Source organism: Psychrobacter sp. KFRI-CH2-11, assembly GCF_038239325.1.
GTDB classification, from domain to species: Bacteria; Pseudomonadota; Gammaproteobacteria; order Pseudomonadales; family Moraxellaceae; genus Psychrobacter; species Psychrobacter celer.
In genome coordinates this window covers 2,296,523-2,310,016 of record NZ_CP151283.1, presented here as the reverse complement: position 1 = coordinate 2,310,016, position 13,494 = coordinate 2,296,523, and the positions used below count along the sequence as shown (strand labels likewise).

Below are 13,494 nucleotides of genomic sequence, written 5' to 3'. Positions count from 1 at the left end.
TTTATCATTATGCTAGGCACATAACATGGACACATAATACAGCGGAAGTAGGTGGATCTTATGTTTATAAAGACAGAGTCTAACAATGCTTATCAAGCGTCTAATGGTTTTGATCGACGATTAAAACGTGCGGCTCTGTATTTGTTGTCGCTACCGCGTCCAGCCAAATGTAGTCTGTTATTTGGTATCGACTTTGCGGTGTCCAATGTTTGCTTGCTGCTCGCGTTATCGTTACGTTATGGATATATAGATTTGCATATCGGTATTGCCGCTCAGCTCTTTTATGCCTTTATCCCTGTCGCTAGTTTGTATCTTATTGGTTTTTATAGAGGGGCGTCTAGAGGGTTTTTTGATGCGCTAATGAGCCGCGTATTACAGCTGTTTTTATTGTTAATTATCGTCTATCAGCTTATTATTTATCTTAGCCCAGCAGTGGCGATACCACGCTCTGTGCCTATCATCTTTTTATTTTTGATGTTTATTTGGTTATGGAATAGTAGGCTGCTGATACGTACCTTACTAAAGCGTGTGCAAAGCACCAAGAAAACCCGACATCCAGACGGCTGTTGTGACAATGTAATCATCTATGGGGCAGGAGAGGCAGGCCGCGAGCTATTAGCCAGCCTAAGAGACTCCCATCAATACAATGTGGTGGCATATATCGATGACGATCCTCAGCTGATAGGGGCGTATCTACATGGCAAACAAATCTACGCAGCGCATGCGCTGCCATGGCTGATTGAGACCCTGAAGGTAGCGCAGGTGATTTTGGCCATGCCGTCTACGAGCCGTACACGAAAAAAACAAATCATGGATAGCCTCTCAGGTGTCTCTGTCAAAATAAAAGACTTGCCTAGTCTGCGCGAGCTGGCTGATGAAGTCGTGACGGTCAGCCATATACGGCCTGTAGATATATTGGACGTGCTGGAGCGAGAAACGGTCGAGCCGGTCGCAGAGCTGCTACAAAAAAACATCTCTGGCAAAAACGTCCTAGTCACTGGAGCGGGTGGTTCGATTGGCAGTGAGTTATGCCGTCAAATCATCAAAAGCAAACCCAACTGCTTGGTGCTATATGAGCAATCTGAATATGCGCTATATACCATCGATCAAGAGCTTAGAGCTTTAGAGATAGTAGGGGCTGAGACGGCGCAGATTACGATTGTAAGTGTGATCGGAAGCGTCAGTAACGAAAAAAAATTAACCGATATATTCAAAAATAACCATATAAATACCATTTATCACGCTGCCGCTTATAAGCATGTGCCTATCGTGGAGTCCAATCCGTTTGAAGGCATGATTAATAACACCAAAGGAACCTACCACTGTGCCCGTGCTGCGATACAAGCGGGCGTCGATACATTTGTCCTGATCTCGACCGACAAAGCGGTAAGACCGACCAACATCATGGGCGCATCCAAACGCTTGGCGGAGCTGGTTTGCCAAGGGCTAAGTCAAAGTAGCAGCCATACCTGCTTTAGTATGGTGCGTTTTGGCAATGTTTTGGGATCGTCAGGCTCTGTCGTGCCGCTATTTACCAAACAAATAGAGCAAGGTGGCCCCATTACCATCACCCATCCAGACATCACACGCTATTTTATGACGATTCCAGAGGCAGCCAGCTTGGTCATTCAAGCGGGGGCGATGGCGTTTGGAGGCGAGGTGTTTGTGCTGGACATGGGTGCACCGGTCAAAATCGTTGATCTTGCCAAACGTATGATTCGTCTGACAGGTTGTGAGCTCAAAGATGACAGCAACCCCGAGGGCGATATTGAGATTGTGTTTACAGGTTTGCGGCCAGGAGAGAAGCTCTATGAGGAGCTGATCCTCGGTGAGGATAATATCGAGCCGACATTTCATCCTCTGATTATGCAAGCCATAGAGCATAGCTTTCCGTTGGCAGATATCGAAAATATCTTGTCTGAATGTATAGACCGCGCCACTCAGCAGGACGTGGCGTGGCTCAAGACCCAGTTTAGATGTTTTGTCGAAGGTTACCAAGAAGGCTGCGGTACGGCGATGCCCACCGAGGAGAATGCCTTGCTAAACGAGGTTGGCTGATAACTGGGCAGTCTTAGGCTCTGTCAGTGTTGGCAGTGTTTTTTACCGTAGCATTTTTACCTTGGCATTTTTACAAACATAACGTTTTTTTACCAGAGCGTTTTTACAATGGCCTGTAGTTGAGTACATCATGTTTAACGTCATTAAACAGCTGTTTTCTCTGCTGACAGACAAGCAGAAAAAGCAATTTTATATCTTACAAGTGCTGGTGGTCATAATGGCTTTCACAGAGCTGTTAGGGATTGCCTCTATAGCGCCGTTCATGGCGCTGGTCGGTGATATAAGCATTCTAGAAAAAAACGCGGTGTTTGCTGAGCTGTATCAGATGTCGGGTCTAGATAGCCCTATGGATTTTTTGTTTTATAGCGGTGTGCTGGTGCTGGTCATGTTGACGTTTTCGACGTTGGTGTCGATGTTTACGATATGGAAGCTGTCTATCTTTGGGGCGCGCATCGGTACCGAAATCGCTGATCTGCTCTATACCTATTATATGCAGCAAAGCTGGCAGTTCCATGCTAGCAGTAGTAGCGCGCAGCTGACCAAGCAGGTATCGACTGAGGCGGCGCGTATCAGTATCGGTATCATGCAGCCGCTGGTGCAGATGAATGCCAAGATTGTGTTGGCCGTCTTTATCTCTATTAGTATCGTCATCTATGACCCGCTAATCGCGATACTTGGGCTGGTTATTTTTTCGCTGGCATATTTGCTGTTGTACCGCTTGGTGCGCGAAAGACTGATGGCGAATGGGCAACGGCTCTCGAGGATTTCGACTGAGCGTTTTCGGCTGATGAATGAGGGTTTTGGTGGTATCAAGGATGTCTTATTGCTTGATCGTAGTCATGATTTTATCAAAAGCTTTCAAGACAGTGGCAAGGTCTTTGCGCATGCGCAAGGCACCAATATCGCCATCAGCCAAGTGCCACGCTATTTTATCGAGCTTATCGCCTTTGGCGCGATGATATCGTTGGTGCTACTACTGATCAAGCTGCATGCTGGCAACTTAGGTGAAGTGTTACCGATTTTGGCTGTTTATGCGCTGGCCGCCTTTAAGCTACTGCCAGCACTGCAGCAAATTTACTCTAGCATCTCGCAAATTAAAGGCAATATCGCCGCTTTTGAGGCAGTAAAAGAGGATTTGGAACGCGCCTTTTATCAACAAAAAACCATCAGTCAACGTCCTGTACCGCCGCCGATGTCGCTAAAAAAAAGCATCACCCTAACAGAGATTGGCTTTAGTTATGCTGGCAAAGACACCGCAGCAGTCAATGGTGTCAATATGCGCATTCCGGTCAATAGCGTGATAGGTTTGGTCGGCTCTTCAGGCTCGGGCAAATCCACCTTAATCGATATATTGCTTGGTCTGCTGACGCCGCAGCAAGGCTGTCTGTATGTGGATGGTACGCGTATCACCGATAAAAACAAGCGCGCTTGGCAGGATTTATTGGGGTTTGTGCCACAAAGTATCTTTTTGAGTGAAGGCAGTATCGCAGAAAACGTGGCGTTTGGTATTCCCATATCCGATATCAGAACAGATCAAGTCTATAGAGCACTGATTTTGGCCAATCTTATGGAGTTGGTCGAGCAGTTGCCAGAGGGCATCGATACCAAAGTGGGCGAGCGCGGTGTCAAGCTCTCAGGCGGCCAGCGTCAGCGTATTGGTATCGCGCGGGCGCTCTATCACGAAGCGGCAGTGTTGGTGTTTGACGAAGCCACCAGTGCGCTCGACGGTATCACAGAAAAAATAGTCATGGATGCGATTCATGAGTTTAGTGGCAAAAAAACCATCATTATGATTGCCCATCGTCTAAAGACAGTAGAACAGTGTGATCGGATTTATTTTATGGAGCAAGGAAAAATCATTGATTACGGCACGTACCAAGAGCTTGTGGTTCGTAATCTAAAATTTAAAGAAATGGCAAGGCATGCCTAAGTTTGGCTTACTTTTATAAGGATATGATGATGTCAAATTTTATCGTAAACAGTATCGAGCTGACAGGCGTTGGGACTCGTATCTCCTATGAGTACGAGGTCTCAGACGACATAAAAAAGTATTTCAAAACGCCATTTTTTATTGAATATGACTGTAGTGTAGCAGAGGTGCCAGAGAGCATTTTGATCATTCCATTATTGGCCAATATATTGCCCATCTCCTGGTTGGCAGGGTTTGATATTACGATAAATACCCTTGACCGTCAGTTTTACCAAGCGGCTTTAGACATCAAGGCCGTCTTTATCAAGGAGTTTCCAGAGATTCTAAGCCATTCATCTAGCCTTATGGTCAATCAGCTAGTGGACAATACCGCAGCCTACCACCGAGACAAAGGCAAAAAAGACGCTTTATTGTTTAGCGGCGGCGTCGATGCATATGCTTCGTACTTTAATCATCAACAAGATGACGTGGATCTGATACTGATACAAGGGGCTGATATCCCGCTGAACGATAGCAAGCAATGGGCGACTGCCAAAAAAAATATCAATAATGAGGTGATATTGCAGCAAAACCACAAGCACTATATCGCCATGAATTGTCGAGATTTTTATACGTATCGAGTCAAAGAGCTGGTCTATGGTGGCGGCTGGTGGGGTAAGGTGCAGCATGGACTGACGTTGACCTGTGCGGTGGCTCCGCTGGCTTACAAAAAAGGCTATCACTCACTTTATATCGCTGCCACAGATACCATTGGTTTTCAGGTGTTTTGGGGTTCGATGCCTGATATCGACAACAATGTGCGGTGGGCTGGCACGCAGGTGGTGCATGATGGCTACCACATGCACCGTCTCGATAAAGTGGAGTCCATCATCCAAAACGCCGAGCGGTTAGAAAAAAACGTCAACCTTCGCGTTTGTTATTCTGAATTAAACAACGGCCTAAATTGCAATAAGTGCGAAAAGTGTTATCGAACCATTTTTGCGCTGACGTTGTTTGGTCGCAACCCCAATCATTTCGGTTTTGCGGTGGATGGCAATGTGTACACGCATATCGAGGCGCTATGGGCTAAGGGTTTTGCTAATGAAGGGGTGCGTTATGACTGGGCACCTATGCTGAGTCTGTTGAGCGCTGATAATTTATATCAGTTTGCAGGACACAATCATAATACCGAGCGACATAGTGCCGAGCAACACAATACCGAACGACATAGTGCTGAGCGACTAAAAGATAGCCTCAAAGTAGCGCTTGACGCCACCATCACCCAAACAGACTCTAAGGTGGATAAAGGCAAAAGAGCCATCATTGCCACTTTTCCTAAAACGTTTAAAAGCTATTTAAAAATCAGGGAGTTATTGAGATGAAATATGGTTTGATGACGTATGCCGAAAACAAAAGAACGTTTAATATTGGCGACTATATCCAAAGTCTGGCAGCCAAGCAGTTTTTGCCGCAAGTAGACTGTTTTATCAACCGAGAAAAGCTGGCGCGCTATACAGACAGCGAAGCCAAGCTGATTATGAATGGCTGGTTTACGCACAATACCACCAGCTGGGTGCCGTCCGCACACATAAACCCTTTACTTATCTCCTTTCATGTAAACAACTCAGCGGCGCCCAATATGCTCAGCCCTCAAGGCATTGCGTTTTTAAAAAGCAAACAACCGATCGGCTGCCGTGATCACTTTACAGTGAGTCTATTGCAAGAAAAAGGCATCGAGGCTTACTTTTCAGGATGCCTGACCCTGACTTTAGATAGCTACCAAGCCTGCGAGTCTGAGCGCGGTGAGGATATCTATATCGTCGATCCATTATATGGGTTTCCCAACAAACAGCGCATTTTTTATGACGTCAAATCCCTGCTCAGATCGACACGTAGCGGTGATGTTTTTCACATGCACATCAAGCAGCAGTACCTCAAAAAAATATTTACCAAAGAACTATTAAACAAAGCGCAAGTCATTCATCAAGAACTACCAGCAAAGACGTATTCAGAGGCACAAAAATTCATCATGGCAGAGACGTTATTGCACAAATATGCTCGCGCAAAATTGGTCATCACCTCACGTATTCATTGTGCGTTGCCTTGTCTGGCCTTGGGTACGCCGGTGATTTATCTCAATGGCTTTGATAGTTTTGTTGATTCATGTCGATTAGCGGGTTTGGCAGATTTGTTTAATCGTGTGGATGTCGAGCGCTCGACGGGCAAAATCAGCAACAATTTCCATGCAAACGGCAAGATAGGCTCAAACACCACCCTTGCCAACCCAGTGCGATACAAAGCCCTAAAGACGGCCATGGAAGCCACCTGCCACGCGTTTGTTGAGGCATAACGGACGCGGGCCTAAAAGGAGTTAGGACGATGCATATCGATAGAGTGATTCATTACTGCTGGTTTGGCAAAACTCCCAAGCCAGACTCAGTGTTGGACTATATCGCCAACTGGAGAGAGATGCTGCCCACCTACCAGATAATCGAATGGAATGAAGATAATTTCGATATCGACTGCTGTCAGTATGTCAAAGAAGCTTATGCTGCAAAAAAGTATGCGTTTGTTAGCGACTATGCGCGGTTGTTGGCGCTCTACCAGCATGGTGGGGTGTATTTAGATACGGATGTTGAGGTCTGTAAAAACCTTGATCCCTTGCTAGCGCGGGGTGTCTTAACCTTTGGTTTTGAAGAAGGCCATTACGCCGCGACAAGCACCATTATTGCGCCCAAAGCCAGTACTTTCATCGCTGACTTTATAGACAGCTATCACGCCAGACATTTTATCGATAGTAACGGAAAGCTAGATACCACCACCAATGTCCAAGTGCTGACCGCCTTATTAGAAGCAATTGGGCTGGCAAAAAATGGCGTAGAGCAAGTCCTGCATTATCAAGGCGAGGAAATTGTGGTTTTGCCGCAGCGCTTTTTATCTCCTTTTGACTATCTCAATCATCAAGACAAATCCGGCGACCATACTTATACCATTCATCATTTTAGTAACTCGTGGGCCAGTGTGAGCAGCCTCAGAAAAAATAAAATAAAAAAACTGATAGGCAGTCGCGGCGTCAGAGTATTAAGAAAAATACTGAGCACGCGCTTTAATTCCAAGAATGTTTAGACAAATGACAAATGACAAATGACAAATGACAAATGACAAATGACAAATGACAAATGACAAATGACAAATGACAAATGACAAATGACAAATGACAAATGACAAGGTGTGATACCAATGAATGCGATAAAGATTTGTATTATAGCGGATCAAATATATAAAAGCGGCGGCATCGAAAGGGTGCTGTCACATCGTATCAATCATTGGATAAAGGACGGCTATGAAGTACATCTGATTACCAGTGAAAACGAGGGGCGCAGCCCATATTTTTTCTACGATTTGCGTCTGGTGCGGCATGACTTAGCCGGTGGGTTTGATAAATCGATTTCTTTGCTGTCACCATTGAACCTAAAGCTGGCCTATCGATATTTTTTTAAATTAAGAGCGGCTATAAAAAATATAAACCCCGATGTGATTGTGATGACAAACTACAATTACGATTATTATTTTTTGCCGTTAATCGCGGCTGGCACTCATTGTATTAAAGAGTATCACTCTAGTTTTTCTCAAAAAACAAATGCGATAGATGGGTTAAAAAAATACTATACTAAATTTTATGATACCCATGTTTTTTTGAGTAAAGAAGAGGCGTATCTACATTCGCTTAATGGTTCAGTGGTCATACCCAACCCCATCGTTATGAGTGATGATTCTCCTTGTGAGCTGACAAAGCGCCGCAAGGTCATCATGACGGCGGGACGTATCGTTGCTATCAAAGGCTTTGAGCGCCTGCTTGCTAGCTGGTCGACTATCGCCAGTAAGTATCCAGACTGGCGGCTGGAGATTTATGGTGATGGCGAGCATACATATATACAGTCATTGCAGGCGCTGATCGAGCATCATGATATAGCAGCAAACACCGCAATTTATCCGTCTAGTCCCGATATCATCAGCAAAATGCTGGACAGCCGTATATATGCCATGAGCTCGTTGTCAGAGTGCTTTCCGATGGTGCTGTTAGAAGCCATGCAATCTAGAATGGCTATCGTGGCCTTTGATTGCCCGACAGGCCCGCGAAATATCCTCAAAAATAACAAAACCGGCATTTTAGTTGAAAACCATCATATCAGTGATTTTTCACGCTCTTTAGAAAAACTGATGACCCGTACAGATCTGGCGCAAGCGCTTGCCGATAATGGGTGTTTAGAAGTGAGGCAATATGACGCAAAAGCAGTGATGAAAAAATGGAACACCCTAATCGATGAGACTTGTTTTTCATAAGTGGTTTATAACCAGATATTTATAGTCAATGTTTTAGGGTTATAAAAAATAGTCGTGGTATAAATATATATACACACCAATTGATAATAAAGGGATTTATATTATCTAAAGAGGGATAAATGCTGCCATACCTGCTCATGCTTGGTTTTGTCATGTTTTGGATAGTGCTGGAGAAGCACGCTCTAAATCGTACCTCTTTTTGGCTGCCATTATTTGTTTTGACTGTATTTGCAGGGTTTCGTAGTGATCAGGTCGGCACAGACACGACAAACTATACCAGAAACTTTACCCATCAGATGAATGCAGAGTATTTTCAGTTCAATGATGATATTGAGATTGGGTATCAGCTATTAGAATATGCGATATTGAATTTTACCAGTCAGTATTTTTGGCTGCTGACAATCACCAGCTTTGTCATTGTATATTGTTATCTCAAGATAATAAAAAAATATAGTGTGAATTATTGGTTTTCTGTTTTTTTATTTATTACTTTAGGCGTTTATACATTTTCTTTTAATGGGTTACGTCAAGGAATGGCGATGGCGATATTTACTTTGGCCATTCCTTATTTGTTAGAAAAAAGGCTGATACCTTATTTGTTGTGGTGCGCTATCGCTTCATTGTTTCATGTCACTGCGTTATTTATTATCCCGTTTTATTTTATTGTGAATTTAAGAATAAAGCCGACATACAAGGTCTTTGCCACGTTTATAGGGTCGTTATTGGTCAGTGGGTTGTTGGTATCTTATATCTCCTCGACCAATGATAGGTATGAGAGTTATGCCAGCGCCTCCACCGAAGCGGGTGGGTTTTTGACTATTGGTTTTTATGTAGCGCTCATGATTTTGCTTCTGACGGCGCGCTATATATACAAAATCAAGGATGTGGCTTTTCAAAAGCTGTTGACTTTTTATGCTTCAGGCGTGGTTTTTGTCATTCCTTTGGCCATATTGGGTACCAATCCATCAGGGCCACAGCGGCTATTGGCATATTTTACGTGGGCATTGGTTTTGATAGTGCCTGTGGTCTTTAAACGAATAAACAACGTTTATCTCTATATGCTGAGCATCGTGGTGTTTTTGCTGTACTTTATATTGACGACTTCGCGATTTAGTGATTTGAGCCCGTATCTTCTTAATCCGACATTTAAGGTTTTGTTATGAAAAACCAAACGTACGTCTCTATCGGCATCCCCATCTACAATGCTGAGGCATATTTGGCAGACGCCATCAAATCCATATTGGCACAGACACATGAACGGTGGGAGCTGATACTGCTAGATGACGGCTCAACGGATGGCTCGCTAGCCATTGCTCAGCGCTTTGCTGTGTCAGATGACAGAATAAAAGTCCTCTACGACGGGGTAAACAAAAAGCTGCCTGCCCGCCTAAATCAACTGATCGCTGTTGCTCAATATGACTACGTGGCGCGGATGGATGCTGATGATTTGGTGCATCCTGACAGGTTGGCGACTCAATTGCGTTTTTTAGAAAAAAATCCAGATTATGATTTGGTGTCTACTGGCGTGGTCTCTATCGATAATCACAATCAGGTATATGGTTGCCGTCATGTGGAGCACCTATATACAGGGTTTGAAAAAATAGAAGCCGCGTACCCCATCGTGCATGCCTCCATACTCGCAAAAAAAAGCTGGTACCAGCGTCATGCCTACAATGAGGCATACCCCAGATCTGAAGATTATGATTTGTGGTGCCGTGCCATCGCCAGTCAAGACCTAAAATTGGCGGTATTGCCGGATTTGCTTTATTACTATAGAGAAGAGGGGAACTTGTCATTAGCAAAAATCATTAGATCATACAAAGACAGCTTTCAGACATATTGTGACTATAAAAACCCTCGCCGTTTAAGCGCCACGAAGCTGGCTGGCTCAATCAAGCTGGCTGCCAAAGTGAGCACCGTCAAGCTGCTGGATACAGCGGGGCTGCTACAAAAAATAGCCAATAAAAGAAACAAGCTCACAATGTCTGCTGCGCTCAGGGCGCAGCATCAAGCTGTGGTCGATAGTATCTGCGGTATATGAAGTTTGATAGATGTCGATGGCGGTTTAATAGCGGATGTTTTATCCAATCATCATGCCCATAACAACCAAATGCTGAGGTGTACAAATGACGTCAAAAATATGCTTTGTGATGACCGATGCGGTGTCATTTAATCTGCTGTACCGTGACCAGCTGGAGTACCTCAGAGATCAGGCAGATATCGATATCACGCTGATCTGCGGCGGCAGTCCAGAGCAGCTTGCTACATTGCGCGCACGTAATATAGGTCAGGTGGTTGATTTGGATTTTCAGCGTCAGCCCAGTGTGTTAAAAGATGGTAAGGCGCTTGCTCGATTGAGTGCTTATATGCTAACCCACCGTTTTGATGTGGTTATTTATATCACCCCAAAAGCGATGCTTTTAGGTAGCATAGCAAGCGCGATGACCCTACAAAAAAGAAGGATTGCGTTTAGTGTCGGCCGTCCTTATGAGAATTTTTTAGGAATAAAAAAACGCGTGTTTCAAGGTTTTGATGTCTTGAGCTTTGCGCTATCACACGAGGTACTGTTTGTCTCAAAGTCTTTACGCAGCGTGTGCCTAAAAGAAGGCCTCGTCAACAAAAGCAAAGCGTGGGTCATCGATCAAGGCTCGTTTAGCGGCATAGATGTCAAGTGCCTGACACCTGTCTCACTAGAACACAAAAAGGCATTGAGACAAAAATATCAGCTGCCTATAGATGCCTTTGTCATCTGTGTGGTCGGGCGTGTATGTACAGATAAAGGCTTTGCGGATATCGGTGCCATCGCTCAGAAACTAAAAGAAAAAAACATCCATTTTATCTTTGCAGGCGACCTTGAGGATACGCTCGGAGAAAGCGTCGTTGAGACTATTGTCAAAGACAATAAAGGCGTGTATCTGCCCACCAGTATGGATGTGCATGAGGTGTTTCAATGCGCTGATTTACACTTGTTTTTGAGCCACCGTGAGGGCTTTGGAAATGTCGCTATCGAGGCGGCCAGCTGCGCTATTCCAACGTTTGCTTATGATGTCGTTGGTGTCAAAGATAGCGTAAACGATGGGGTCAGCGGTCGAAAGTTTGCGCTCAAAGACATATCCGCTGTCGCCGAGGCCATTGCTTATGCTGCCGATGACGCACATTTCAAAACCCGCTATCCGCAGGCAAGAGACTGGGCGATGGCACATTTTGAGCGCCAGCAGCTATGGGACGACTATCTAGACTTTTACTTATCCAATGTGGATCATAGAGACTAGCAGAGGCAGGCCAATATATGATGAAACGACTGTTTGATATCACCATCGCCACCACCGCGCTGATTGTGCTCTCTCCGGTATATGCCATTACCGCTTATCAGGTCAGGCGACACTTGGGAGCGCCAGTATTGTTCCGTCAGACGCGCCCAGGCCTACATGGCAAGCCGTTTGAGATGATAAAGTTTCGGTCGATGAAGGATGGTGCTGATTTGCACGGCAAGCCACTAGAAGATGATGAGCGTTTGACGCCGTTTGGCAAGGCGTTACGCAATAGCAGCCTCGATGAGCTGCCTGAGCTGTGGAATGTTATCAAAGGTGATATGAGTCTGGTCGGCCCGCGGCCGCTACTGATGGAGTATCTACCGCTATACAATGCTGAGCAAGCACGCCGGCACGACGTGCGCCCAGGTATTACAGGTCACGCGCAGGTCAATGGCCGCAATGCCATTGGCTGGGACGAAAAATTTGCCCTCGATATTTGGTATGTCGATCATCAGTCGTTATGGCTGGATACAAAGATATTATTAAAGACTATCAAAAAAGTCATACGTAAAGATGGTATCAGTGCTGATGGTGAAGCGACCATGAGTAAATTCACTGGCAATGGCGTCGATACAAGGACGCTTTGATGAGGAACTTATGCTAAACACTCCGTTTTCACCGTGGCCCAGCTTTACCAAAATCGAGGCCGATGCCGTCAGTCAAGTGCTGTTATCTAACAAGGTAAACTACTGGACAGGACAAGAGTGTCGTCAGTTTGAGATGGAGTTTGCTGAGTGGGCGGATAGTAAGTATGCCGTTGCGATGGGTAATGGTACGTTAGCATTGGATGTGGCGTTACAAGCCTTAGATATCGGCGCAGGCGATGAAGTGGTCGTTACCCCGCGTACCTTTATCGCTAGTATTTCATCGGTAGTCAATGCTGGCGCGACGCCTGTATTTGCTGATGTCGATGAGGCGACTGGCAATATCACACCAGACTCTATCGCGGCAGTGTTGACGCATAAGACCAAAGGCGTCGTCTGTGTGCACTTGGCCGGCTGGCCTTGTGATATGGATGGCATCATGGCATTGGCAGATCAGCATAATCTATATGTGATAGAGGACTGCGCGCAGGCGCATGGTGCGCGCTATAAAGGTCGCAGCGTCGGTAGTATCGGCCATGTGGGTGCGTGGAGCTTTTGCCAAGATAAGATCATGACCACAGGCGGTGAGGGCGGTATGGTCACCACCAATGACGAGAGCTTGTGGCGCAAGATGTGGGCATATAAAGACCATGGTAAAAGCTACGCGGCTGTGTATGAGACCGAGCATGCGCATGGCTATCGCTGGTTACATGAGAGCTTTGGTACCAATTGGCGTATGACCGAGATGCAGGCAGTGATTGGGCGTATTCAGCTACAGCGTATGAGTGACTGGACAGCCAAACGTACGGCTAATGCGCATGCGATACTAGATGCTTGTACTCACTGGGAAGCAACAGGCTATCTGTCGGTGCCAAGACTAGAAGCATCAGCGCAGTTTGCAGATTCGGTCCATGCCTATTATAAGCTCTATGTCTATGTGCAGTCAGACAATCTACCTGACGGCTGGTCGCGCAATCGGATTATTGCAGAGATAAATGCGCTGGGCGTGCCTTGCTTTTCAGGGTCTGCCTCGGAAGTGTACCGTGAAAAAGCCTTTGATAATACCGGCTTGCGTCCTAAGACGAGACTGCCAGTTGCCAAGCAGCTCGGCGAGACCAGCCTGATGTTTCTTGTGCATCCAACGTTGACAGAAGACGACATCAAGCAAACTGTACAGGCGATCGATCAGGTGTTTGGTGCCGTGAGCGCTAGCGTCTGTGGCGATATGGATTGTGGTGAGATAAACAAGGGTTGACTAGAGCTGAGCATGCGCGAGAGGGAGTCG

11 protein-coding genes are annotated in these 13,494 nt (G+C 45.6%); all 11 read left to right on the top strand.

Going from position 1 to position 13,494, the window contains the following annotated elements:
- Positions 1-60 precede the first annotated feature (60 nt).
- The 11 genes from AADH33_RS09500 (at position 61) to AADH33_RS09450 (ending at position 13,464) form a co-directional block, all read left to right on the top strand.
- On the top strand, positions 61-2,058 hold the full coding sequence (locus AADH33_RS09500) for a polysaccharide biosynthesis protein (protein WP_348548760.1): 1,998 nt from the start codon (positions 61-63) through the stop codon (positions 2,056-2,058).
- Positions 2,059-2,188: 130 nt separating this feature from the next.
- Positions 2,189-3,988, top strand: coding sequence for an ABC transporter ATP-binding protein (locus AADH33_RS09495; RefSeq protein ID WP_348548759.1), 1,800 nt, complete (start codon positions 2,189-2,191; stop codon positions 3,986-3,988).
- Between the two features lie 23 nt (positions 3,989-4,011).
- Entirely contained in the window at positions 4,012-5,349 is a 1,338-nt protein-coding gene (locus tag AADH33_RS09490; protein ID WP_348548758.1) for a hypothetical protein, read from the top strand.
- The gene (locus AADH33_RS09485) at positions 5,346-6,317 is read left to right on the top strand and encodes a polysaccharide pyruvyl transferase family protein (protein ID WP_348548757.1); all 972 of its coding nucleotides are present in this window, start codon (positions 5,346-5,348) and stop codon (positions 6,315-6,317) included. Before AADH33_RS09490 ends, AADH33_RS09485 begins: the two co-directional genes overlap by 4 nt.
- A gap of 29 nt (positions 6,318-6,346) precedes the next feature.
- Positions 6,347-7,093: a glycosyltransferase family 32 protein gene (locus AADH33_RS09480; RefSeq protein WP_348548756.1), complete on the top strand. Its 747-nt coding sequence runs from the start codon at positions 6,347-6,349 to the stop codon at positions 7,091-7,093.
- 114 nt (positions 7,094-7,207) lie between these two features.
- Complete coding sequence (locus AADH33_RS09475; RefSeq protein ID WP_348548755.1) at positions 7,208-8,311, top strand: glycosyltransferase; 1,104 nt, start codon at positions 7,208-7,210, stop codon at positions 8,309-8,311.
- A 119-nt stretch (positions 8,312-8,430) separates the two neighbouring features.
- The gene (locus AADH33_RS09470; protein WP_348548754.1) at positions 8,431-9,474 is read left to right on the top strand and encodes an EpsG family protein; all 1,044 of its coding nucleotides are present in this window, start codon (positions 8,431-8,433) and stop codon (positions 9,472-9,474) included.
- Complete coding sequence (locus AADH33_RS09465; RefSeq protein WP_348548753.1) at positions 9,471-10,352, top strand: glycosyltransferase family 2 protein; 882 nt, start codon at positions 9,471-9,473, stop codon at positions 10,350-10,352. Before AADH33_RS09470 ends, AADH33_RS09465 begins: the two co-directional genes overlap by 4 nt.
- Positions 10,353-10,437: 85 nt before the next feature.
- Positions 10,438-11,583: a glycosyltransferase gene (locus AADH33_RS09460; protein ID WP_348548752.1), complete on the top strand. Its 1,146-nt coding sequence runs from the start codon at positions 10,438-10,440 to the stop codon at positions 11,581-11,583.
- Between the two features lie 17 nt (positions 11,584-11,600).
- On the top strand, positions 11,601-12,212 hold the full coding sequence (locus AADH33_RS09455; protein WP_348548751.1) for a sugar transferase: 612 nt from the start codon (positions 11,601-11,603) through the stop codon (positions 12,210-12,212).
- Positions 12,213-12,222: 10 nt separating this feature from the next.
- Positions 12,223-13,464 (top strand): DegT/DnrJ/EryC1/StrS family aminotransferase, encoded by a 1,242-nt coding sequence (locus AADH33_RS09450; RefSeq protein WP_348548750.1) that lies wholly within the window; start codon positions 12,223-12,225, stop codon positions 13,462-13,464.
- The last annotated feature ends 30 nt before the right edge of the window (positions 13,465-13,494 follow it).